This window comes from Actinopolyspora mortivallis DSM 44261, from assembly GCF_000384035.1.
GTDB lineage: Bacteria > Actinomycetota > Actinomycetes > Mycobacteriales > Pseudonocardiaceae > Actinopolyspora > Actinopolyspora mortivallis.
The window spans coordinates 647,335-668,777 of record NZ_KB913024.1; the positions used below are offsets into that span (position 1 = coordinate 647,335).

Below are 21,443 nucleotides of genomic sequence, written 5' to 3' on the forward strand. Positions count from 1 at the left end.
GCCTAGGCTCTGGGGCATGAGTATCGACGGACGGCGGCAGCAGGGCCCGGACGGTGACCGGACCGACCCGAACGTTCTCCCCGCGGAGGGTTTCGCGGACGAGCACCCCGACGAGCGGAGACAGGGGCCGGTGGTGCTGCGCCGTTCCCGCATGGGGGAGTCCAGCACCACGGACCAGCGACTGCTCGACTCCCGGGGGCCGACCGACTGGGTGCACACCGACCCGTGGCGGGTGCTGCGGATCCAGGCGGAGTTCGTGGAGGGCTTCGGGGCGTTGGCCGAGGTCCCCCACGCCACCACCGTGTTCGGTTCCGCCCGCACACCCCGGGACCACGAGGAGTACTCCCAGGGGATGCGGTTGGGATCCGCGTTGGCCGGTACCGGCTGCGCCGTGATCACCGGAGGTGGTCCCGGCACCATGGAGGCGGTCAACCGGGGCGCCTCCGAGGCCGGGGGACTCTCCATCGGGTTGGGGATCGAGCTGCCCTTCGAACAGGGGCTGAACCCCTGGGTGGATCTGGGCGTGAACTTCCGCTACTTCTTCACCCGCAAGACGATGTTCGTCAAGTACGCCCAGGCTTTCGTCTGCCTGCCCGGCGGCTTCGGCACCATGGACGAGCTGTTCGAGTCGCTGACCCTGGTGCAGACGAAGAAGGTGACCAAGTTCCCGGTGGTGATGTTCGGCCGCTCCTACTGGCAGGGACTCTACGACTGGATCAGGGACACCATGCACGCCAGTGGCAAGATAGGTGATCAGGAACTCGGGCTGCTGCATCTCACCGACGACGTGGACGACGCGGTGCGGGTCGTCCAGGAGGCCTACGCCGCGTGGGACGCCACGCACTAGCCGAAGGGACCGGAACCCGCTCCGTCCGTCCCCGTGGAGCGTTCTCGGCGGGCCGCGCCCGCCGAGCGCCGCGCGTCGGTGGTTCCACCGCCCGGGACAGTCCCGCCCGGTCGTTTCCGCCGGGCCGTCGCCGACGAGCACTGAAGGAGGTTCCGTGACGGAGCAGGAGGGGACGTCGCCGAGGGAGGGACGAGTGACGGTCTGCGTCTACTGCGCTTCCCGGCCGGTGCCCGAGCGCTACGTACGCCTGGCTGGTGAGGTGGGCGGCGAACTGGCCGCGCGCGGGTGGAGCCTGGTCTCCGGCGGAGGCCGGGTGTCCATGATGGGAGAGGTCGCCCGCCGCGCCCGGGCGGGCGGGGCCCGCACGGTTGGGGTCATCCCCCGGGACCTCGTCGAACGGGAGGTGGCCGACACCGAGGTGGACGAACTGCTCGTGGTGGACACGATGCGGGAGCGCAAGGGGCTGATGGACGCCCACGCCACCGCCTTCCTCGCCTTACCCGGTGGGATCGGTACCTGTGAGGAGCTGTTCGAGATCTGGACCTCCCGCTACCTGGGGATGCACACCAAACCGGTGGTGCTGCTCGACCCGGACGGGCACTACAGCGGGCTGCTCGACTGGCTGCGGGGACTGGTCGAGGCCGGGTTCGCCTCCCCCGAGTCCCTGGACGCGCTGAGGGTGACCTCCGACGTGGCCACCGCCCTGGACGCCTGCGCCGCGTGACGAGACGGCCCGGCGGGAGGTGCCGTTGTGTCAGGATGGTGGCGTGCAGCCTCTCCGCTTCGGCGACAAACACATGGCCGAGGACCGTCCCCTGGTGATGGCCATCATCAACCGCACCCGTGACTCCTTCTTCGACGGCGGACGTACCTTCGAGCGGAGCCCGGCCAGCCGGGCGGTGGAGCAGGCCGTGTCCGAGGGGGCCGACATCGTCGACATCGGCGGGGTGCGCGCCGGAGCAGAGGGGGAGCGGGTCGACGCGGACGAGGAGATCCGTCGCGTGGCTCCCTTCGTCGCCGAACTGCGGGCCAGGTACCCGCGGCTGGTCATCAGCGTGGACACCTGGCGGCACGAGGTGGCTCGGGAGGTCTGCGAGCGGGGTGCCGACCTCATCAACGACAGCTGGGCCGGGGCCGACCCGAGGGTGGCCGAGGTGGCCGCCGAGTTCGGGGCCGGGGTGGTGTGCTCCCACACCGGTGGTCTGCCGCCGCGCACCGACCCGCACCGGGTGCGCTACTCCGACGTGGTCGCGGAGGTGAGCCAGGAGCTGGTTGGCCGGGCCGAACGCATGAGGGAACTGGGCGTACCCGCCGAGAGCATCCTGATCGACCCCACCCACGACTTCGGGAAGAACACCTGGCACGGGCTGGAGCTGCTGCGCCGGGTGGACGAGCTGGTCGCCACCGGCTGGCCCGTGCTGATGGCGTTGTCCAACAAGGACTTCGTCGGCGAGACGCTCGGTGTCGGGGTGCACGAACGACTGGAGGGAACCCTGGCCGCCACGGCGGTGAGCGCCCGGGCCGGGGCCAGGGTGTTCCGTGCCCATCACGTGGCCCAGACCCGGCGCGTGCTCGACATGGTCGCCAGCATCTCCGGGACCAGACCCCCGGCCGAGGTGCTGCGCGCACTGGCCTGAGCTGCGATGTTCAGAACAGGCTGCTGATCAGGCCCGCGATGGAGGCCACCGATCCCGTGTGTCCGAGGGTGTCCAGCAGTGGCCGCAGCCTGGACCAGCGTTTCCGCACGCCGTCGGAGTCGGGGGTGTGCTGCCGCAGCAGTTCCTCCAGTTCGGTGGCCTGGTCGTGGGCCCGGGCGCTGTCCACGTCGGTTCTGCTGTGCTGTTCCAACAGCCCCACCAGTTCCGTGACCAGCCGACGCAACTCCTCCAGTTCGCCTCCGCCGGAGTCGCCGACGAACACCTGGTCCACCCGGGCCGTGCCGCCGGTGGCGAAGTTCTGGGCGCCGGTGAAGTTGGCCCCGCTGAAGTCGAATTCGGATTTCCGTTCGTTCATGGTCACTCCCTGGTTGTTCGTCCGGGGGGATGGGGCAGGACGGCGGCCTGGGCGGTGCCCTGATCGCCGAAGTTCTGGGCTCCCAGGAACTGGGAGTTGTGGAAGCTGTTGCTGGTGTTGTTGATGACTTGGGTGGTGTGTTGCTCCAGGTCCTCGGTGCGAAAGCCCCGTTCGGCGAGGTGGTTGCGCACTGCGGAGAGCGTGCGTTCCTCCAGCAGGGTGATGTGGCGCTGTCCGTCCAAGTCCTGGAACTCGCTGGCGCACTCCTCGCTCGCGGCCGTCTCCCGGATGCTGCGTACCTCACCGTGGACGGGTCGGAGTCGTTCCCGTGGCAGCAGCCCGCCCAGTGTCCGCCAGCGCCAGGCGATGCTTCCGAGCAGCTGGAGGAATTCGAGCAAGGCGGCGGGGAAGGCGTCACCGAAAGTGCTCGCCACGGAGCCGTGCAGTCGGTAGTCGGGGGATATCGGGAAGAGGCAGTAGGCGTTCCACTCCAGGTAGAGCGTGCGGTTGTCACAACCGATGTTGAACAGGGTCGTGACGGACAGTTCGGTGTCCCAGCTCGGTACGCTGCTCTGTTGGAAGTGCCTCGCCCATTCGGTGTTCTCGTCGATGAGCAGGTCCATCGTCTCGGTGTCCACCGAGTTCACACCGGGCTCGTTTCCCTCCGGAAGCAGTGCCCGGGCGATAGGGGAGAACCGGTTGCGGTGCAGCTGGGTGGTGTTGACCACCACCACCGGGCTCACGGCCAGTTCCCGCAGTCTCCGACCGGGGGCGAGCCGGTCGGAGTCCAGCATCGAGTGGAGCTCCTCGGTGACGGCGCTGTAGAGCTCCTTGGGTCGCAGCACGGGAGGTTCGGTGTCCCGGTCCTTGGCGCGCAGCACCAGGGGGAAGGTCCAGGCGTTGAGTCGGCGTCCGTAGCCGGGGAAGGCGTGCCACCCCACGTGGGACAGGACCGTCTTCCCGTCGCTTCGCCGGGCGACCGCGTCCAACAGGTCCACGTGGCGGCGGGTGACCGCCGTGGTGAGCATTGTGGCCACTGTGGGCACAAGGAGTCCGGACGGTGCCGCGACCGCGGTCCCCGACGCGGCGATCAGGTAACGAGTCACCCACTTGTCCAGCAACAGCACCACGAGGATCACGGCGAAGGTCAGCAGGAACAGCAGCACCGGCACCAGCGGCAGGTACGACCACGTCGAGGTCGACTCCCCTTGGGGTTCTTCCAGGGAGTAACCGCCGGAGGTCAGGGAGGCGAACCAGTTCTTGGTGCGGACGTAGAGAAAGGCGTAGGGAAACCACCCCACGAAGAAGGCCACCGTGGTGACCAGACCCACCGTGGTGATCTCCTCCTCGTCGGTGCGGGAACTGCTTCTCGTCCCCCACACCGCGTTCCTGCCGAAGGTCAGCGACCAGAACAGCCACACCACGGCCCAACCGACCAGGAAGAACAGGCTGTATGGGAGGGAGAACACCCCGGCCAGCGCGAGCAGCCCGAGAACCAGGAAGTCGCGGAGGTGCCGTCTGCGGCGGGCGACCAGGGCCTGGGTGAGCACGCGGACGGCGTCGACGCCCTGGGGAGGGGGTAGCGCTTCGTGGGGTGTGTGCAGGTAGTTGGCGATGATCCGGTCGGCCAGCTCGGGTTTGAGGTGCACGGCGGCCACCAGGTGGCGGTCCGTCTCGGTCGGAGGACGGGTTCCGGATCCGTGCTGTTGGGGATCCTGGGTACTCGTTCGCATGATGGTTCCGGAGTCGGGGGGCTCGGTCACGGTCGCCCGCCGATCATGCTGTTCCGCGCTCCGTGGTGGGGCGGAACCGGCGAGATTCACCCGGAACGAGCAGTGCCGCCGTTCCGCGCTCCGCCGCGGACTTCCGGGACGGCCTCGGGGGAAAACCAGGGACCTAAGTCTCTTGTGTCAAAGACGGTGACAGCTCTCGTGGCGGAACGTAGAGTTGCTACTCGTGAAAGCTGATGTCCTTCGTGGTCACTTGGACGGACTGCTGCTGGCCACCCTGGATGGCAGAAGACTGCACGGCTACGCGATCATCGAGGCATTGCAGCGGCGCAGCGGAGGGGCGGTGTCCCTGCCGACCGGAACCGTCTATCCGGCGTTGCGCAGACTGGAGAAGTCGGGCCACGTCCGCAGCGAGTGGAGTACGGTCGGCGGAAGACAGCGGCGCACCTACAGCCTCACCCCTTCGGGTAAACGTGCCCTGGAGGAGGAACGGCGGGCGTGGCGGGAGTTCACCGCCGCCATCGAAGGGGTGCTCGGCACCACCGCCGCGGCCGTGTGAGCGGGCGGTGCGGACACGCTCCACCGGTCGTGGGGTGGCCGGTACCGCCCGGTCGGAGGCTCCGGTGCGCGGGACGGTGTGCGGTGCACGCCCGGAGCACCGCACGTGCCAGGATCTGGTGCTGTGGCAAGTGCGCTGATCTACGTCGTGGTCGTGATCGCGGTGGCCGCGGTGGTGTATCTGCTGGCCGCGCTGGTCTTCGGCCGTGGCGAGGAGCTGGAGCCGTTGCGTCCCGGTACCACCCCCACCCGGTTGCCTCCCTCGCCGTTGACGGGCAACGACGTGCGTTCGTTGCGTTTCCAGACGGTCTTTCGCGGGTACAAGTGTTCCGAAGTGGACTGGGTTCTCGAACGGATGGCCGAGGAGCTGGACGACAACCGGCGGCGGCTGGCCCTGTTGGAACGCGAGCTGCGGGCCCGGCCCGGGCGGCGGGAACCGGGAAACGGCTCGGAAGGGGACGAGGACCGGGATGAGACACGGGAGTAGCGGGGAGGACGAACCCACCGTCGGCGCGGCGGACGGGCCGCGGGGGAAGGTCTGCCGGTCGTTCTCGGCGCGCTGGCGTGCCCGGGGCGTGTTCGGCACGACCGTGGGGGAGGTGCGCTCCCGGGTGAGCGTGCCGTGCTCCCCGCACACCGTCTGGGAGACGGCCACCGACTGGGCGGGTCAACAGCGGTGGATGCTCGGCACGTTCGTGCGGGTCACCGGAGGGGACGGACAAGGGCCCGGTTCGGAGCTCATGGCGTTCACCGGCTTCGGTGACATCGGTGTGGTGGACACCATGCGGATCACACAGTGGCAGCCCCCGGTGTGCTGCGTGGTGCGGCACGAGGGGAAACTGATCCGGGGCAGCGGGGGGTTCACGGTCGTCGGCGGCGAGACCGAGAGCGGTTTCGAGTGGTGGGAGCGTTTCGAGCTGCCTACCGTGCTCCTGCCGCTGTGGTGGCTGCTGAAGCCGTTCGTCGTGTGGGGGCTCGACCGCTCGTTGCTGCGGTTCCGGGACCGCTGTGTGTTCGTAGGAAGGACGAAGGTATGAGGGCGGTGCTCGGCGCGGACGGCCTGGGACGGTGCCCGTGGGGTGCGGAACCCGCTGACTACCGCGCCTACCACGACGAGGAGTGGGGGCATCCGGTGCACGGCTGCCGGGCCCTGTTCGAACGGCTGTGTCTGGAATCCTTCCAGGCCGGTCTTTCCTGGCTGACCATCCTGCGCAAACGCCCGGCCTTCCGGGAGGCCTTCGCGGGGTTCGAACCGGAGCGGGTCGCGCGGTTCGGTCCCCGGCAGCGGCAACGGCTGCTGGCCGACCGTTCGATCGTCCGCAACGGCACCAAGATCGACGCGGTGGTCACGAACGCGCGCGCCGTGTTGGAACTGGACACTCCGCTGGACGAACTGCTGTGGTCGTTCGCTCCCCGGCGGGACGCGCGTCCGCGTCCCGCCACCACGGACGAGGTCCCCGCGAGCACCCTCGAGTCCGCCGCGATGGCGGCGGAGCTGCGCCGAAGCGGTTTCCGGTTCGTCGGTCCCGTCACCTGTTACGCGTTGATGCAGGCCACCGGGATGGTCGACGACCATCTCAGCGGGTGCTGGCGGGCGGGGTGACCCCGAAAACCTCCCTGAGCCGGGTCAGGTGCCGGTGAACTCGGGGTTGCGCTTGGCGACGAAGGCGGAGACGGCTTCGTGGTGGTCGTGGGTCCCGCCGCACTGGTTCTGCGCCCCGGCTTCCACGGCGAGTGCCTCGTCGAGCCCTTCGGAGGCGGCGGCCAGCATCGTCTCCTTGATGCGGGCGTAGGCGCTGGTGGGGCCGGAGGCCAGTCGTTCGGCGAGTTCGGTGGCGGCCGTCGCCGCCTGCCCGGAGGGGACCACGCGGTTGACCATGCCGATGCGCAGCGCCTCCTGTGCCTCCACCGGCTCACCGAGCAGGAAGAGTTCCATGGCCCGCCCGTAGCCGATCAGCCGTGGCAGGGTCCAGGAGGCACCGGAGTCGGTGGACAGCCCCACACCGGCGAAGGACATCACGAACTTGGCGTCCTCGGCGGCCACCCGTAGGTCGCAGGCGTAGGACAGGGAGGCTCCCGCTCCGGCGGCGACGCCGTTGACGGCGGCGATGATCGGTTTGGGCAGGGTGGTCACCGCGCGGATCAGTGGATTGTAGTGCTCCTCGACGGTGCGCAGCGGCGTCGGGTCGGAGGCTTCCAGCTGGGCCACGTGCTCCTTGAGGTCCTGACCGGCGCAGAAGGCCTTACCGGCCCCGGTGAGCACCACGGCACGCACCGAGTCGGTGGTGGCGGCCTCCCGCAACGCCTCGATCAGTCGTTGTTTGAGTTCGACCGTGAGTGAGTTGTAGGCGTCCGGCCTGTTCAGTGTGATTCCGCGCACGCCGTTCGCGTCCTCGATCGACAGTACCTCGGTCACGGAACTCCCTTCGTCCGGCGGAACGATCCGACCGTTCGCCGTGTCGGGTGAGGCGGGCCACGTTCGTGGGAGACGTGCTCTCCACGATAGACCCTCTCGTCGGGTGGGCTGGGCTGAGCGTGCCAGCCGAGGGGATGCTTGTCGAAAGTCTCCCCGGGATTCTGGGGGAGAGGTGAGCGTGTTCACGAAGAACTCGACCGAGGGATGGTTCGTTGTCCGGGTGCGCCGGAACGTTCCCACGGAGTGCACTCAACGTGTCGGCACGCTTGCTCAACGGAGGAACGGCGGAGTGAGAATCACCCGGCGGCGGGATTCGACCAGCGCAGAACGGACGGAAGTTGATCGGTTCGGTTTCGCTGGTGCGTCCGGATGGGGGAGAATGTACGACAAAGGCTGGTCTGGTGACCAGTCGGTGGGATGAGTTCACGGAGGGAGCACGCTATGGCGGCCATGAAGCCCCGGACCGGTGACGGTCCCCTCGAGGTGACCAAGGAGGGACGCGGAGTCGTGATGCGCATCCCGCTCGAGGGTGGGGGGCGTCTCGTCGTCGAGATGACGATGGAAGAGGCCACGAATCTGAGTGAGGCCCTGAACTCGGTCACCGGTTGAGGCCGCCGCGAGGTGATCGACGGGCATCCCGGCCCGACGCGACGAGCGGACCCCGGCATCCTCGGACGGTGCCGGGGTTACGGTTCACGGGGCGGCGTGTCCGCGTGGGTCCCTCGTTCGTGAACGGGTCCGCGGTTGTCCCCCGCCGGGACCCCGGGGCGGCTCGGGTCCCGCACACCAGCCGAACTGAAGTGAGCAGGAAGGTGCCGTAGTGTCCGGTTCCGCAACTCCGACGTCGAACGCAGACGCGATCCTCCCCGTGATTCCGAGTGCCCTGGTCGAAGTCGACGTCGTGGCACGATGGCGTGACGGGTTGCCCGCCGCCGTGCCGGTACCCGACGGTGACGGTGAACCGGAACTGGGTTCCTGCCTGGAGACCTTCGGAGTGGACGCGGCGGTGTTGCGCGCGCTCGACGTGAGTTCCGAGCTCGGACAGGTGCGCACGGTACCGCTCTCCGGCGGGCGTTTCGGGTGGGCGATCGGCAGTGGCGACGGTACCTCGGGACGGTGGCGCACGGTGGGCGCCGCACTGGCCAGAACGGCCCGGTCCCGGTTGGAGGACTCCGACGAGGGAGGCAACACCCCCGAGGACCTCGGTGAGGCGCTGGACGTGGAGTACCTCCAGTTCCGGCTGCCCACCGACGTCGACGAGGAGGTCGTGAGCGGGCTGACCCTGGGGGTGACCCTCGGCGATTACCGCTTCCGGGTGACACAGCGGGCCGCGCCGCCCCGGCTGCGCAAGGTGCTGCTCGTCGCCGAGACGGAGGAGAGCGCACAGCGGCTGCGCCCGGTCGCGCGGAAGGCACGCGAATGGGCCGCGGCCACCGCGCTGGCCCGCGATCTGGCCAACACTCCCTCCAACATCAAGGACCCAGCCTGGTTGGCCACGACCGCCGCGAAGACGGCCGAACACGTCCCCGGCCTGCGGGCCACGGTGCGCGAGGAGAAGTGGCTGGCCGATCACGGCTTCGGCGGGGTTCTCGCGGTCGGAGGCGGCTCCTCCCGTCCTCCGCGTCTGCTGGAACTGCACTGGGACGGCGGGGAGAGCGGCGCGCCCCACCTGCTGTTCGTCGGCAAGGGCATCACCTTCGACACCGGGGGGATCTCCCTGAAGCCCGCCGAGGGTATGGAGATGATGCGCACCGACATGGCCGGGGGCGGAGCCGTGATCGGTGCCATGGCCTCCATCGCCCGACTGGGGTTGCCACTGCGGGTGACGGCGCTGGTGCCGATGGCCGAGAACCACGTCTCCGGCTCGGCCTACCGTCCCGGCGACGTGGTCCGGCACTACGACGGGACCACCACCGAGGTGGCCAACACCGACGCGGAGGGGCGCATGGTGATGGCCGACGCCCTCGGGTACGCGGTGCGGGAACACCACCCGGACATGCTGGTGGACGTCGCGACCCTCACCGGAGCCATGAAGGTGGCGTTGGGTCTGCGTACCGGCGGCGTGTTCAGCAGCGAGCAGTCCCTGGCCGAGCGGGTGCGGCAGGCCGGGGAACGCGTCGGCGAGAGCTGGTGGCCCATGCCGCTGCCCGAGGACCACGTCGCCGACGTCCGCGGGACGAACGCCGACGTCCGTCAGGCTCCCGAGGGGCCGGGGGCCGTGATGGCCGCCCTGTTCCTGCGCGAGTTCACCGGGGGACTTCCCTGGGCCCACCTGGACATCGCAGGCCCCGCCCGAGCGGAGAAGAACTACGACGAGGTGGTGGCCGGAGCCACCGGTTTCGCCGCGCGCACCCTGGTGCAACTGGCCGAGGGACTGGCCGACTGAGCGGCGCGAGGTGGCGGCCCGGGCCGCCACCTCGCGGAGTGCGCGTGGCGTCGCTGTTTGTCAGGTGGCGTCCGAGTCGAACGGAGGGCGTTCTCCGTTCTCCAGCGGACGGTGGTCCCGTGAGCGGGCGGAGGGGGGGCGAGCGTCGGAGGGGGAACGACCACCGCCGCCGTTGAGGTCCTCCAGGGGGTTCTCCCCGTCGAACAGGTGCTTGCGTACCGCGCGCCGCGGATCGAAGTTACGTACCTCGCGCAGGTCCTGCAGGGGCTTGCGCAGATCGTCGAACTCGGGGCCCAGTTCCGAACGGATCTGCTCCCGAGCCCCCGTCGCGTAGTCACGGACCTGGCGGACCGTCCTGCCGAGCCAGGCCGCCGCGGAAGGCAGCCGCTCGGGTCCGAGGATGAACAGACCGGCGACGATGAGAACGAGAATCTCACCCCAGCCGATGGTATCGAACACCTCGACTCCTTCCGGGGGCGACGTCCTTACCCGGGAGCGGCATCCTCGTCCGGTGCCGTCCCCGGTCAGCGTATACGAGTTCGCCCGTCAGTGGAGAGTGACGTCCAGGACGAGTTCGCGACCCCGGCGTACGACGGTGACGGGAATCCGCTCGCCGACCTCGTGGTCGTTCACGGCGACCTCCAGCTCGTCGGCTCCTCCCACCTCGCGGTCGCCGACCTCGATGATCACGTCTCCCTCGGAGATCCCGGCCCGCTGGGCGGCGCTTCCTTCGCGCACGTTCTGCACCCGGGCCCCGTCCGCCGTCCCGTCGGTGACGGACTTGACGTCGACCCCGAGCTCGGGATGCCGGACCTCGCCGGTCCGGATGAGCTGCTGGGCGATCCGCCGGACCTCGTCGATCGGGATGGCGAAGCCGAGACCGATCGAACCGCCTTCCCCACCCGTGCCGAGCGTTCGGATGGCGGTGTTGATCCCCACGACCGCACCGTTCTCGTCCACCAGCGCCCCTCCGGAGTTGCCGGGGTTCACGGCCGCGTCGGTCTGGATCGCGTCGATCACCGCGTTCGTGTCGGTGCCCTCACCGGCCAACCGCACCGGGCGGTGGACGGAACTGATGATGCCGCTGGTGACGGTGCTCTCCAGTCCCAACGGGGAACCGATGGCCACGACCCTGTCACCCACCCGGAGGTCCTCGGAGGAGCCGAGTTGGGCGACGGTGGGATTGGCCACCTCGACCTTGAGTACCGCCAGGTCGGTCTCGGGATCGCGCCCCACGATCCGCGCGGGGACACGGCTGCCGTCGGAGAAGACCGTGGAGATCTCGGCGTCGGGGGTGTCGGCGGCCATCGAGACCACGTGGTTGTTGGTGACCACATAACCGTTGCCGTCTATCACCACCCCCGAGCCGGTTCCGCCCTGGGAGCCCACCCGGACCTCGACGGAGACGACGGCGGGAACCACCCGGGAGGCCACTCCGGCCACGGACCCGGCCGGGCGGTCGTTGTTCGGTTCGACGGCGGCCAACGTCACGTCGGGATCGGTCAGCGGATTGCCCTCCTCCGCCGTCAGGCGTCCCAGGAACCCTCCGGCGGCCCCGATGAGCAGTGCCACGATTCCGAGGGCGGCCAGTGAGCGGGGACGCACCCGGCGGCCGAACAGTACTTCCCTGGCGCTGAGCAACGGGGCGTGTTCCGCCCGCGAGCGTTCGGTGCCGTGCGGTTCGGTGAGTGCCGGACCTCCCAGCACGGCCCCGGTGGTGGGGTCCCGCCACGGGTCCTGTTCGTTCCCCTCCCAGAACACCGGCTCCTCCTCGGAGGTGTCACCGGTGGGCACGGAGTCGGCGGGGGAGCGCTGCAACGACTCGGAAGCCCCCGGAGGGCGTCCGAAGGCCTTGGCGAGTGATTCCGGTGTGGGAGGAGCCTGCTCCACCCGTGGGGCTGGTCCGGGAGGGTCGTGGCGGTCGAAGCTGCCGACCACTCCCGGGGGTCTGCCGAACACGGCGGCTTCGGCGGGATTGACCTCCGGAACCCGGAGGGGCGGGCCGTCCGGTCGAGCGCCCCGCGCCGGTGTGGTGTCCGAGCCGGAGGTGTCCCGGTCGGACCGAGGGTCGTGGTCGGTGTTCGCAGCGGGCGTATCCGTGTTCGGATCCCGTGGTGTTCCCTGCTCCGCGGATGTCCTCGGCTGCTCGTTCATTGCTCCCCGGCTGTGTGCACGTGTCGGTTCGGCCGATACTTCCGTGAGTGCATCACACGAAGAGGACTTCGTGCCCGCCGGTACCTGAATCCGTGCCCGAGTCGCCCGTCGCGTCGTCGTTGCGGGGGCGGTGTGGTCGGCCCGGGATCCCGCCTCGACGAGGAGAGGAGGGGGCCTCAGCGGCGTGCGGTCCTTCTCAGTGGGCTTCGGCCGAGGTGGGCAGGGGCGCCTCCTCCCGCCGTGCGGACTCGGAGGGGAGGCTGGTGCTGGTGCTCGTGGGGGTGGCGGAGGCGGTGTCGTCACGGGCGGAGGAGGGATCGGTGGGGATGCTGGCCTCCTCCACGGATCCGCCTCGGGGGGCCTGGTCCGGCACGGTGGTCACCGGCCCGCGTGTTCCGTCAGCGGGGGGGTGCATGAACGCGAGCGCCCCCAGTACGAGCCCGGAGAACACCACCCCGGCGCCCTGTTTGGCACGGCGTCCCCCGAGACGCGAGTGCTGGTTCCCGGTGGTGAGCGGGGTGTGCTGGGAGGCATCCGGACTCCCGCGCCCCTCACCAAGCGGTGTGATGGTTCCTCCGGGTGGGGAGGAGCCCGCCCGTTCACCTGGCCTGTTCGTGGTGACCAGTCGTCCGTCCTCGCTCAGTGCGAGGTTGTCCGGCTGCTCGGGAAGTTCCGCGGTGCTCGGGATCGACCGGAGGGAACGCAGCAGCTGCGGGGAGATCGACGGGGCGGCGGCGGTGCGGATGGCGGAGCGGGCCTGACGCTGGGACTCCGCCTCGGCGGCACAACTCGGGCACGTGGCGAGATGGGCGGCGGCGCGGTCGCAGGCGCTGGGGCTCAGTTCGCCGTCCACGAAGGCGACCAACGCGTCCAGTGCCAGATGCTGTTCCGACATCCCCCGACCTCGAAGACCGGTCATGCGTTTTCCTCCCGAGCGAGCTCCCGTCGAGCTTCCAGCGCCGATTTGAGCAGCTGGCGGCCCCGGTGGATACGGCTGCGCACCGTTCCGAGCTTGACGTCGAGTGTAGCGCCGATTTCCTCGTAGGAGAGACCTTCGACGTCGCACAGCACGATGGCCGCCCGGAACTCGGGGGGAAGTTCCTCCAGCGCGGCCTGCAGGTCCGGGTCCAGGTGCGTCTCCTGGTAGACCTGTTCCGGGCTCGGCCCGCTGCCGGGGATGCGGTCGGTGTCCTCCGGCAGGCCCTCCATACGCACCCTGGAACGACGCCGGGCCATGTCGAGGAAGAGGTTGGTGGTGATGCGGTGCAGCCACCCCTCGAACGTTCCGGGACGGTACGAGGCCAGGGAGCGGAACACCCGGATGAAGGTCTCCTGGGTCAGGTCCTCGGCGTCGTGCTTGTTCCCGGAGAGTCGGAAAGCCAGCCGGTACACCCGGTCGGCGTGCTCCCGGACCACTTCCTCCCAGGAGGGTGGCACCCAGGAGGACCCGGTGGCTTCGGAGGGAGACGTGACCTTCGGCTCCTCGGCCGTGGTCACCCCCGCCGAGCGGACGCTTCTCGGGGCGTCCGCGCCGGTGGCGGCGGTGCGCGGCGAAACCGAGTCGGGGGCTGCCGTGTGTGTGGCCATGTGACGAGAAGGCACCTCCTGCGGGCGGCTTGCGCCCCGTAGAACGATCGCTTCGGTCGGTTTGTTCCCGCTTCCGGTAGGAGCCGGGACCGGATCACCGGGCATGACGCGTCCACTGTCCCCTCTGCGGGTGAGCTGACCGTGATAGGAGCCTGAGAACCTTCTGAGAACTCCGACGGCCCGAGCCGTGCCGGCGGCGGAGTGTTACGGAGTGTGGCGCGAGGTGTTTCGAAATCGTTGTGACCCACCTCGCCGGTCTGGGGGCGGTGCGACGCTAACCTGTTCAACCGTGCAACCCGAAATTTCCTCCCCCGCGCCGGGGGGCGGTGCCACCCCGTCGTCCCGGAACACCGTTGGGGGCAAGTCCGGTCGTGTTCGAACCCCAGGGCGTGGCCCCGTGGAGCTGGTCGACAGCGGTCACGGCACGGAGCGGAGCGAGACCGAGCGGTTCGGTTCCTCCGAGGCGGTGTTGCGCTTTCTGGCCTCGGTGCTCCGGGCCAAGTCCGTGGTCGCGGTCGACGGTTCCGCCTCCAGCGCGCTGGCCCTCTGCGGGGGGATGATCCCGGAGGGCACCCTGACCTGCATCACCCTGGACGTCAGAGTGCAGCGCGCCATCCGTGGCGCCGTGGCCGAGGCCGAACTCCCCACCCACCGGCTGCGCATGATCACTGAGTTGGGTTCGGAGGTGCTGCCCAAGCTGGCCGAGGGAGCCTACGACCTGGTGCACATCGTCTCCGGAGGCTGCGACTCGGCCGCGTTGCTCGACAAGGCGGCACCGCTGCTGCGGCCGGGAGGAACCCTGGTACTGGAGGGCGCGTTCGAACGTTCCGGTGAGCACGGGTGTTTCGGGAGCCAGGAGGGCCCGCGCATGTCGCGTGAGGTGCTGCACGCCATCCACGCGGACCCCTCGCTGGTTCCGGTGGCGCTGCCGATCGACAGCGGCCTGCTCGCCGTGGCCCGCGACTGATCCCTCAGGCCGGGGAGACCGAGAGCAGCTGACCCGCCAGTCCGCGTGCACGGGTGGAGAGTTTCCTGGCCACGTCGGACAGCACGGTGCTCGCCGGCGACTCCGGGTCCTCCAGGACCAGCGGCGAACCACTGTCACCGGTCTCCCGGAGCCTCGGGTCGAGCGGAACCTGTCCGAGCAGGGGGACCTCCGAACCGACCGAGCGGGTCAGGGAGTCCGAGACGAGCTGGCCGCCCCCGGATCCGAAGACCTCGACCCGCTGTCCGTCGGGAAGTTCCATCCAGGACATGTTCTCCACCACCCCGGCGATGCGCTGGCGCGTCTGCATGGCGATCGCACCGGCGCGCTCGGCCACCTCCGCTGCGGCCTGCTGGGGCGTGGTGACCACGAGGATCTCCGCGTTGGGGATCAGCTGTGCGGTGGACAGGGCGACGTCACCGGTGCCCGGCGGCAGGTCCAGCAGCAACACGTCGAGGTCGCCCCAGAACACGTCGGAGAGGAACTGTTGCAGGGCCCGGTGCAGCATCGGGCCGCGCCACACGACCGGGGTGTTGCCGGGGGTGAACATGCCGATGGAGATCAGCTTCACCCCGTGGGCCTGCGGCGGCATGATCATGTTCTCGACCTGGGTGGGCTTGCCCTCGGTGCCCAGCATGCGCGGCACCGAGTGCCCGTAGATGTCCGCGTCGACCACACCGACCGACAGGCCGCGTTCGGCCATGGAGACGGCCAGGTTCACCGTCACGCTGGACTTGCCGACGCCGCCCTTGCCGGAGGCGACGCAGTAGACCCTGGTCAGCGATCCGGGTTCGGCGAAGGGGATGCGCGGCTCCTCGGAGTCGCCGCGCAGCTGCTTGCGGAGCTCGGTGCGCTGCTCGTCACTCATCACGTCGAGCTCGACGTCCACGGAGGAGACCCCGCTCACCTCGGAGACCGCGGAGCTGACCCGCTGGGTGATGGTCTCCTTCATGGGACAGCCCTGCACGGTCAGGTAGACACCGACCTTGACGTCCCCCTCGGAGCCGATGGTCACGTCCTTGACCATGCCGAGTTCGGTGATCGGCTTGTGGATCTCGGGGTCCTCCACCTTGGCGAGTGCCTGCCGCACCGCGTCCTCGGTGGGGGTGGGCTGCGTTGTGGTCACGGCTACGCGACACCGACCTTTCCTGAGCTGGTGTGCCACCACACATGTTACGGGTGAGTACGACGGGAGCACAGCCCGACCGGGTCTCCGTCCGCCCCGTGGTCCGGCACGGGCCCGAGGTGGTCCCCACGGGACCCGTACCGTACGCCGGGGTGCCTCGCACGGTATCCGCTCACCCGTCCGACGGGCGTCCTCCGGAGACGCGGGTCACCGCCGTCTCCCCGGCGGGTGGGCCGGTTCGGCGGGAGCGCGGCGGGCCCCGGAGGTTCTCCGGACGGGTGTGTCCACCACGTGGGACTCCGTGGCTTCCGATGGTCCGGCGGTGTCCCGCTTCACCGGAGTCGCTCACCGGTCGTGGGCATATACTGCCGCGCGGATCGCTTCCGCGACGGTTTTCGTCCCGCGAAAAGGAGTGCCCGAGGTGGTCGACACCCAACGCTGCCGCCGCAGTTGTCTCGCCGTGCCGGGCTCGGAGCCCAGAATGATCGACAAGGCCAGGGGGCTGGAGGTCGACCAGTTCTTCCTGGACCTGGAGGACGCGGTCGCCCCGCTGGCCAAGGCCCAGGCCCGGCGGACCGTGGTCGCGGCGTTGAACGAGGGTGGCTGGGGGGACAGGGTCCGCACCGTCCGCGTCAACGCCCTGGACACCGCCTGGACCTACCGGGACGTCGTGGACGTGGTGGAGGGCGCCGGGCAGTGTCTGGACACCGTGATGCTGCCGAAGGTGTCCGGTCCCGACCAGGTCCGATGGCTGGATCTGACCCTGGGCCAGCTGGAGCGGGCTCTCGGGCTGGCCGAGTCCTCGATCGGGATCGAGGTGCAGATCGAGGACGCCAAGGGGTTGGCCGACGTGGACGCGATAGCGGCCTCCTCGGCGCGGCTGGAGGCGTTGATCTTCGGCCCGGCCGACTTCATGGCCTCGATCAACATGCCCTCCCTGGTGGTCGGGGAGCAGCCGCCCGGCTACGACGTGGGGGACGCCTACCACTACGTGCTCATGCGGATGCTGACCGCGGCGCGCGCCCACGGTCTGCAGGCGGTGGACGGGCCGTATCTCCAGATCGGCGACACCGAGGGGCTGCGGCGGGTGGCGCGGCGTTCCGCCGCTCTGGGGCTGGACGGTAAGTGGGTGCTGCACCCTTCCCAGGTGGACACGGTCAACGAGGTCTTCTCGCCGAGCCAGCGCGACTACGACCGGGCGGAGAACATTCTCGACGCCTACGCCTGGTACACCTCCGAGGAGGGCGGCAGGCGCGGTGCGGCCATGCTCGGGGACGAGATGATCGACGAGGCCTCCCGCAAGATGGCGCTGGTGGTGGCGGCGAAAGGACGCGCCGCCGGGCTGAGCCGGACCGAGCGCTGGCAGCCGCCGCGTTGACGGGGCACCGCCCGGCCGGGGTTCCGGCGGTCGGACGCCCACGCCGCGCCTGCCGGTGACGGTTTCCGGGACGGTTTTTCGGTGCGGGTCACGCGGTGTTGGCCGTTCGTTCAATCCGACTGAGTAGCTTTCCGGCCCGTCGGGAGGGACACGGACGTGTTTCGTTCGCCGGGACCGGGAGAGCGCGGTGTTGGCCGAGTCGGATCGTGCTGTGGTGCTGGGCTGGGACGGGGTGCTCGTGTGCCGGGGCGGCGAGGGCGTGCGACCCGTCGCCGGTGTGACCGAGGCGCTGCGGGGAGCCCGGCGGGCGGGGATCCCGGTGATCGTGCTGACCGAGCTCCCCGTCGGGGACGTGGCCGCTGAGGCACGCAGGTTGGACATCGTCGACGGTCTGGCCGTGGTGATCGCCGACGCGGTGGATCAGACGGCGGAGCTGCGGAGACTGGCGCGGGAGTACCCTCGGCTGGCCCGGGTGGGCGGCACGGAGGAGGAGATCCGGTGCGCCCGGTGCGCGGGGGTGCTGGCGTTCGGTTTCTCGGGGGCGGGGGGCAGTGGCCCCCGCCTGCGGGCCGCCGGGGCGGAGGCTGTTTTCTCCCGAATGGACCGCGCGTTGGCGCTGCGGGTGACGGCGAGTCGGTTGTTCGCGACTTCCTGAATGACTTTCTCCTCTCGGAAAGGGATTTTCGTGCTCGCAAACCCTTCCGGGCGAGACGTGTTTCTTGTGATTACTGTGGGTGTTTGATTGGAATCGGTGTGTTCGTTCGTTTCCGGTTTCCTTTCTCACGGTTCGCGCGCCGGATGTGAGCACGTGATTCGTGAGTTTTCCGTTGCGTGCCCCGCTCGCTGGCGCGCCGTGGCGAACGTTTTTCGTGGTTTTTTATTTCATTGTTGTTCATCTTCCTTGATTCGCCGCTTCACCTTTTCGGTTTAACGTCATTACCGCCAGTGCAGAACTCGGCCGGTGACCTCCGGTCGCAGCAGCGTGAAAAGGGGCTACCTGTGCAGCACAGTACTGTCAGACGTGCTGCCGCCGGTACGGCGGCAGCGGCGCTGACCCTGGTTCTCGGAGCGTGCGGTGCCGCCAACGAGCAGAACTCGGCCGGTGACGGATCCGGACTGTCCGGAACCCTCGACGGTGCCGGTGCCAGCTCCCAGGAGGCCGCACAGCAGGCCTGGCGTGCGGCTTTCTCCGACAAGCACCCGGATCTGACGATCAACTACGCGCCGATCGGATCCGGCGGTGGCCGGGAACGTTTCGTCTCCGGCGCCACCGACTTCGGGGGCACCGACGCGGCACTGGAGGGCGAGGAACTCTCCGGCGCCAAGGAGCGCTGCGGCGGTCTCGTCGAGCTGCCGGTGTACGTCTCCCCGGTCGCCGTGGCCTTCAACCTCGACGGAGTCGACGAACTGAAGCTGCGCCCCGCCACCATCGCCAAGATCTTCGACCAGAAGATCACCCAGTGGAACGATCCCGAGATCGTCGAGACGAACCCGGACGTCGAGCTGCCGGACACCCAGATCACGCCGGTGAACCGCTCCGACGAGTCCGGGACCACGGAGAACTTCGTCGACTACCTGTCCACCGCGGCTCCCGAGGCGTGGCCGCACGAGGTCAGCGGCAACTGGCCGGTCCCCGGCGGAGAGGCCGCCAAGGGAACCTCCGGAGTCAAGAACGCCATCGACGCCGGTCAGGGCACCATCGGTTACCTCGACGCCAGCCAGGTCGGCGAGCTGGGCACGGTGGCCGTCGGAGTGGGCGAGGAGTTCGTCTCCTACTCCCCCGAGGCCGCGGCCAAGGTGCTCGATGTCTCCGAGCGGAAGGAGAACCAGGGCGAGCACGTGTTCGCCTACGACCTGGCCCGGGACACCCAGTCTTCCGGAACCTACCCCATCGTGCTGGTCTCCTACGGCATGGCCTGCACCGACTACGACGACTCCGAGACGGGGAAACTGGTCCGTTCCTACTTCGAGTACCTCCTGAGCGAGGAGGGCCAGCAGAAGGCCGCCGAGGCGGCCGGATCCGCCCCGATCTCCCAGGGGCTGCGGCAGAAGCTGCGTCCGGCGGTGGAGGCCATCGGATCGGGCGGCTGACCGAGGACCACGTGCCCGGGCCGGAGCTTCGGCCCGGGCACGACGTCCACCAGAGAGATCGGTTCGAAGGTGGGCCGTCGGCAGCGTCGCCGCCCCACCCGGAAACCCGGAGGGACCGTTCGTGACCAAGACAGGGCAGAACACCGTGCAAGGCCCCAGTACGTACAAACGTCCCGCCGACCGGATATTCCGCGGGATCACCACCGGTGCCGGTGTGCTGATCCTGCTGGTGCTGGCCGGAGTCGCGGTGTTCCTGTTGGCCGAGGCCTGGCCTGCCTTCACGGCACCGGCCTCGGAGATCCCCGGCGAGGGAGGGCTCGTCGTCTACATCTGGCCGCTGGTGTTCGGCACCCTGCTGGCCGCGACGCTGGCCCTGGTGGTGGCCGCCCCCCTGGCCGTGTTGATCGCGCTGTTCATCACCCACTACGCACCACGCAGGATCGCCCAGTTCCTGGGGTACGTGATCGACCTGCTCGCGGCCGTGCCGAGCATCATCTACGGACTGTGGGGGTTCACGGTGCTGGCCCCGGCGACCCTGGCCCCCACCGGCTGGTTGGCGGACAACCTCGGTTTCGTCCCCCTGTTCGCGGGACCCGCCTCCACCACGGGACGCACCATGTTCACCACCGTGCTGGTGCTGGCCGTGATGATCCTGCCGATCATCACCGCCGTCATCCGCGAGGCCTTCCTGCAGACCCCCAAGCTGTACGAGGAGGCCTCGCTGGCGCTGGGGGCCACCCGACTGGAGATGATCAGGATGGCCGTGCTGCCCTTCGGCAGGTCCAGCATCCTGAGCGGATCCATGCTCGGCCTCGGACGCGCGCTGGGCGAGACCATGGCCGTCGCGATCGTGCTCTCCGCCTCGGGCGGAGTCACGTTCAACCTGATCAGTTCCGGCAACCCCGCCACGATCGCGGCCAACATCGCGCTCGAGTTCCCCGAGTCCTCGGGTGTGGCCATCGACACCCTGATCGCGTCCGGCCTGGTGCTGTTCGCCATCACGCTGATCGTCAACATGATCGCCCGCGCGGTCATCAACCGTCGCACCGACCTTTCCGGAGCCAGTTGATGAGCACCCCTACCGAAACCCGGCCCACTTCCGCGGACACGGAGCCACCGAGGGACAGGACACGCCTGGTTCGTGGCTCGCTGCCGCGCTGGGCGCCGTGGGCGACCCTGGCAGGGGCCGCCCTCCTCGCCGCCGTGCCGACGGTCGTGGCCACGGGCTTCTCCCTGATCTTCTTCGCCCTCTGCCTGGCCCTGTGCTACGTGGCCGGGATCTTCCTGTGGTCCCGCTCGGTCGAGGGCACCCGCAAGGCGGCGGACCGCGCGTTCACCGCCGTGGTCACCTCGGCCTTCGCCCTCGCCCTGACTCCGCTGGTCTCGGTGGTGATCACCGTGGTTTCCAAGGGAGTCCAGCGGTTCGACACCGAGTTCTTCACCCACTCGATGCGCGGGGTGGTCGGTGCCGGCGGAGGTGCCTACCACGCGATCGTCGGCACACTGATCACGAGCGGGCTCGCGACGCTGATGTCGGTGCCGATCGGACTGTGCACCGCGATCTACCTGGTCGAGTACGGGCGGGGCAGACTGGCGCGGGGCATCACGTTCTTCGTGGACGTGATGACCGGCATTCCCTCCATCGTGGCCGGGCTGTTCGCCTACGCGCTGTTCACGCTCGTGTTCGGCCCGGGCACGGTCAACGGTTTCTCCGGGGCGATCGCGCTGAGCGTGCTGATGATCCCCATCGTGGTGCGCTCCAGCGAGGAGATGATCAAGATCGTTCCCGACGATCTGCGCGAGGCGGCCTTCGCCCTGGGTACGCCGAAGTGGAAGGTCATCCTGCGGGTGGTGCTGCCCACCGCGGTCGCCGGCATCAGCACCGGGGTCACCCTGGCCGTGGCCCGCGTGGTCGGGGAGACCGCCCCGTTGCTCATCGCGGCCGGTACCACGGCGAGCACGAACTTCAACCCGTTCTCCGGGCAGATGGCCACCCTGTCGGTGTTCTCCTACTACGAGTACGCGAGCCCGGGAGTGCCGCCGGAACCCTATCTGGAGCGGGCATGGACCGCCGCGCTGACGCTCATGGCCATCGTGATGGTGCTCAACCTGCTGGCGCGGTCGTTCTCCCTGCTGTTCGCCCCGAAAACCCGTAGCTGAACCCTCTGACCG

Annotated in this window: 23 protein-coding genes; 15 read left to right on the top strand and 8 right to left on the bottom strand. The window is 69.4% G+C overall.

The features are described 5' to 3' along the window. The first annotated feature begins 16 nt into the window (after positions 1 to 16). The 3 genes from ACTMO_RS0103200 to folP all read left to right on the top strand — a co-directional run bounded on the left by ACTMO_RS0103200 (position 17) and on the right by folP (position 2,484). Complete coding sequence (locus ACTMO_RS0103200; RefSeq protein ID WP_019853217.1) at positions 17 to 847, top strand: LOG family protein; 831 nt, start codon at positions 17 to 19, stop codon at positions 845 to 847. A 154-nt stretch (positions 848 to 1,001) separates the two neighbouring features. Then, positions 1,002 to 1,571, top strand: coding sequence for an LOG family protein (locus ACTMO_RS0103205; RefSeq protein ID WP_211212901.1), 570 nt, complete (start codon positions 1,002 to 1,004; stop codon positions 1,569 to 1,571). Positions 1,572 to 1,614: 43 nt separating this feature from the next. After that, positions 1,615 to 2,484, top strand: a complete 870-nt coding sequence (folP, locus tag ACTMO_RS0103210) for a dihydropteroate synthase (RefSeq protein WP_019853219.1) — start codon at positions 1,615 to 1,617, stop codon at positions 2,482 to 2,484. Between the two features lie 10 nt (positions 2,485 to 2,494). Here the strand turns inward: folP and ACTMO_RS0103215 are convergent, their stop codons facing one another. Beyond that, positions 2,495 to 2,860 (bottom strand): hypothetical protein, encoded by a 366-nt coding sequence (locus ACTMO_RS0103215; protein ID WP_033401485.1) that lies wholly within the window; start codon positions 2,858 to 2,860, stop codon positions 2,495 to 2,497. A 2-nt stretch (positions 2,861 to 2,862) separates the two neighbouring features. Beyond that, positions 2,863 to 4,623: a hypothetical protein gene (locus ACTMO_RS0103220; protein WP_019853221.1), complete on the bottom strand. Its 1,761-nt coding sequence runs from the start codon at positions 4,621 to 4,623 to the stop codon at positions 2,863 to 2,865. A gap of 193 nt (positions 4,624 to 4,816) precedes the next feature. Between ACTMO_RS0103220 and ACTMO_RS0103225 the strand changes: the two genes are divergently transcribed. The 4 genes from ACTMO_RS0103225 to ACTMO_RS0103240 all read left to right on the top strand — a co-directional run bounded on the left by ACTMO_RS0103225 (position 4,817) and on the right by ACTMO_RS0103240 (position 6,751). Then, positions 4,817 to 5,149, top strand: coding sequence for a PadR family transcriptional regulator (locus ACTMO_RS0103225; RefSeq protein WP_026448824.1), 333 nt, complete (start codon positions 4,817 to 4,819; stop codon positions 5,147 to 5,149). A 123-nt stretch (positions 5,150 to 5,272) separates the two neighbouring features. Beyond that, the gene (locus ACTMO_RS0103230) at positions 5,273 to 5,635 is read left to right on the top strand and encodes a DivIVA domain-containing protein (protein WP_019853223.1); all 363 of its coding nucleotides are present in this window, start codon (positions 5,273 to 5,275) and stop codon (positions 5,633 to 5,635) included. Next, on the top strand, positions 5,619 to 6,185 hold the full coding sequence (locus ACTMO_RS20160; protein WP_019853224.1) for an SRPBCC family protein: 567 nt from the start codon (positions 5,619 to 5,621) through the stop codon (positions 6,183 to 6,185). Before ACTMO_RS0103230 ends, ACTMO_RS20160 begins: the two co-directional genes overlap by 17 nt. Next, entirely contained in the window at positions 6,182 to 6,751 is a 570-nt protein-coding gene (locus ACTMO_RS0103240) for a DNA-3-methyladenine glycosylase I (protein ID WP_019853225.1), read from the top strand. The genes ACTMO_RS20160 and ACTMO_RS0103240 overlap by 4 nt, the downstream gene beginning before the upstream one ends. A gap of 24 nt (positions 6,752 to 6,775) precedes the next feature. On the opposite strand, the gene ACTMO_RS0103245 is transcribed toward ACTMO_RS0103240, so the two are convergent. Beyond that, on the bottom strand, positions 6,776 to 7,564 hold the full coding sequence (locus ACTMO_RS0103245) for an enoyl-CoA hydratase-related protein (RefSeq protein ID WP_019853226.1): 789 nt from the start codon (positions 7,562 to 7,564) through the stop codon (positions 6,776 to 6,778). A 441-nt stretch (positions 7,565 to 8,005) separates the two neighbouring features. On the opposite strand from ACTMO_RS0103245, the gene ACTMO_RS22220 reads away from it, so the two are divergent. Both ACTMO_RS22220 and ACTMO_RS0103260 read left to right on the top strand, forming a co-directional pair. Then, positions 8,006 to 8,173 carry a DUF3117 domain-containing protein gene (locus ACTMO_RS22220; RefSeq protein WP_019853228.1) on the top strand — a complete coding sequence of 56 codons (168 nt, stop codon included), beginning with the start codon at positions 8,006 to 8,008 and terminating at the stop codon, positions 8,171 to 8,173. A gap of 211 nt (positions 8,174 to 8,384) precedes the next feature. Continuing rightward, entirely contained in the window at positions 8,385 to 9,950 is a 1,566-nt protein-coding gene (locus ACTMO_RS0103260) for a leucyl aminopeptidase (RefSeq protein ID WP_019853229.1), read from the top strand. Between the two features lie 60 nt (positions 9,951 to 10,010). Here ACTMO_RS0103260 and ACTMO_RS0103265 read toward each other — a convergent pair whose 3' ends face one another. The 4 genes from ACTMO_RS0103265 to sigE form a co-directional block, all read right to left on the bottom strand. Next, complete coding sequence (locus tag ACTMO_RS0103265; RefSeq protein WP_019853230.1) at positions 10,011 to 10,409, bottom strand: sec-independent translocase; 399 nt, start codon at positions 10,407 to 10,409, stop codon at positions 10,011 to 10,013. Between the two features lie 87 nt (positions 10,410 to 10,496). Then, positions 10,497 to 12,104 carry a trypsin-like peptidase domain-containing protein gene (locus ACTMO_RS0103270; RefSeq protein WP_019853231.1) on the bottom strand — a complete coding sequence of 536 codons (1,608 nt, stop codon included), beginning with the start codon at positions 12,102 to 12,104 and terminating at the stop codon, positions 10,497 to 10,499. Between the two features lie 196 nt (positions 12,105 to 12,300). Next, positions 12,301 to 13,023, bottom strand: coding sequence for an anti-sigma factor family protein (locus ACTMO_RS0103275; RefSeq protein WP_211212902.1), 723 nt, complete (start codon positions 13,021 to 13,023; stop codon positions 12,301 to 12,303). After that, on the bottom strand, positions 13,020 to 13,691 hold the full coding sequence (gene sigE / locus ACTMO_RS0103280) for an RNA polymerase sigma factor SigE (protein ID WP_026448826.1): 672 nt from the start codon (positions 13,689 to 13,691) through the stop codon (positions 13,020 to 13,022). The genes ACTMO_RS0103275 and sigE overlap by 4 nt, the downstream gene beginning before the upstream one ends. Positions 13,692 to 14,088: 397 nt before the next feature. Here sigE and ACTMO_RS0103285 point away from each other — a divergent pair, with 397 nt between their 5' ends. Continuing rightward, the gene (locus ACTMO_RS0103285; protein WP_019853235.1) at positions 14,089 to 14,658 is read left to right on the top strand and encodes an O-methyltransferase; all 570 of its coding nucleotides are present in this window, start codon (positions 14,089 to 14,091) and stop codon (positions 14,656 to 14,658) included. 4 nt (positions 14,659 to 14,662) lie between these two features. Here the strand turns inward: ACTMO_RS0103285 and ACTMO_RS0103290 are convergent, their stop codons facing one another. Next, on the bottom strand, positions 14,663 to 15,802 hold the full coding sequence (locus ACTMO_RS0103290) for an Mrp/NBP35 family ATP-binding protein (RefSeq protein ID WP_019853236.1): 1,140 nt from the start codon (positions 15,800 to 15,802) through the stop codon (positions 14,663 to 14,665). Between the two features lie 421 nt (positions 15,803 to 16,223). Between ACTMO_RS0103290 and ACTMO_RS0103295 the strand changes: the two genes are divergently transcribed. The 5 genes from ACTMO_RS0103295 to pstA all read left to right on the top strand — a co-directional run bounded on the left by ACTMO_RS0103295 (position 16,224) and on the right by pstA (position 21,431). Then, entirely contained in the window at positions 16,224 to 17,180 is a 957-nt protein-coding gene (locus ACTMO_RS0103295) for an HpcH/HpaI aldolase/citrate lyase family protein (RefSeq protein WP_026448827.1), read from the top strand. Between the two features lie 187 nt (positions 17,181 to 17,367). After that, the gene (locus tag ACTMO_RS0103300; RefSeq protein ID WP_019853238.1) at positions 17,368 to 17,835 is read left to right on the top strand and encodes a hypothetical protein; all 468 of its coding nucleotides are present in this window, start codon (positions 17,368 to 17,370) and stop codon (positions 17,833 to 17,835) included. Positions 17,836 to 18,179: 344 nt separating this feature from the next. Then, the gene (gene pstS, locus ACTMO_RS0103305; RefSeq protein WP_019853239.1) at positions 18,180 to 19,271 is read left to right on the top strand and encodes a phosphate ABC transporter substrate-binding protein PstS; all 1,092 of its coding nucleotides are present in this window, start codon (positions 18,180 to 18,182) and stop codon (positions 19,269 to 19,271) included. A gap of 121 nt (positions 19,272 to 19,392) precedes the next feature. Further along, positions 19,393 to 20,340: a phosphate ABC transporter permease subunit PstC gene (pstC, locus tag ACTMO_RS0103310; RefSeq protein WP_019853240.1), complete on the top strand. Its 948-nt coding sequence runs from the start codon at positions 19,393 to 19,395 to the stop codon at positions 20,338 to 20,340. After that, on the top strand, positions 20,340 to 21,431 hold the full coding sequence (gene pstA, locus ACTMO_RS0103315) for a phosphate ABC transporter permease PstA (protein WP_026448829.1): 1,092 nt from the start codon (positions 20,340 to 20,342) through the stop codon (positions 21,429 to 21,431). The genes pstC and pstA overlap by 1 nt, the downstream gene beginning before the upstream one ends. The last annotated feature ends 12 nt before the right edge of the window (positions 21,432 to 21,443 follow it).

Coding starts and splice junctions, on each gene's coding strand:
- ACTMO_RS0103200 (WP_019853217.1), top strand. CDS start 17: ATGAGTATCGACGGACGGCGGCAGCAGGGCCCGGACGGTGACCGGACC.
- ACTMO_RS0103215 (WP_033401485.1), bottom strand. CDS start 2,860: ATGAACGAACGGAAATCCGAATTCGACTTCAGCGGGGCCAACTTCACC.
- ACTMO_RS20160 (WP_019853224.1), top strand. CDS start 5,619: ATGAGACACGGGAGTAGCGGGGAGGACGAACCCACCGTCGGCGCGGCG.
- ACTMO_RS0103240 (WP_019853225.1), top strand. CDS start 6,182: ATGAGGGCGGTGCTCGGCGCGGACGGCCTGGGACGGTGCCCGTGGGGT.
- ACTMO_RS22220 (WP_019853228.1), top strand. CDS start 8,006: ATGGCGGCCATGAAGCCCCGGACCGGTGACGGTCCCCTCGAGGTGACC.
- ACTMO_RS0103270 (WP_019853231.1), bottom strand. CDS start 12,104: ATGAACGAGCAGCCGAGGACATCCGCGGAGCAGGGAACACCACGGGAT.
- ACTMO_RS0103275 (WP_211212902.1), bottom strand. CDS start 13,023: ATGACCGGTCTTCGAGGTCGGGGGATGTCGGAACAGCATCTGGCACTG.
- sigE (WP_026448826.1), bottom strand. CDS start 13,691: ATGGCCACACACACGGCAGCCCCCGACTCGGTTTCGCCGCGCACCGCC.
- pstA (WP_026448829.1), top strand. CDS start 20,340: ATGAGCACCCCTACCGAAACCCGGCCCACTTCCGCGGACACGGAGCCA.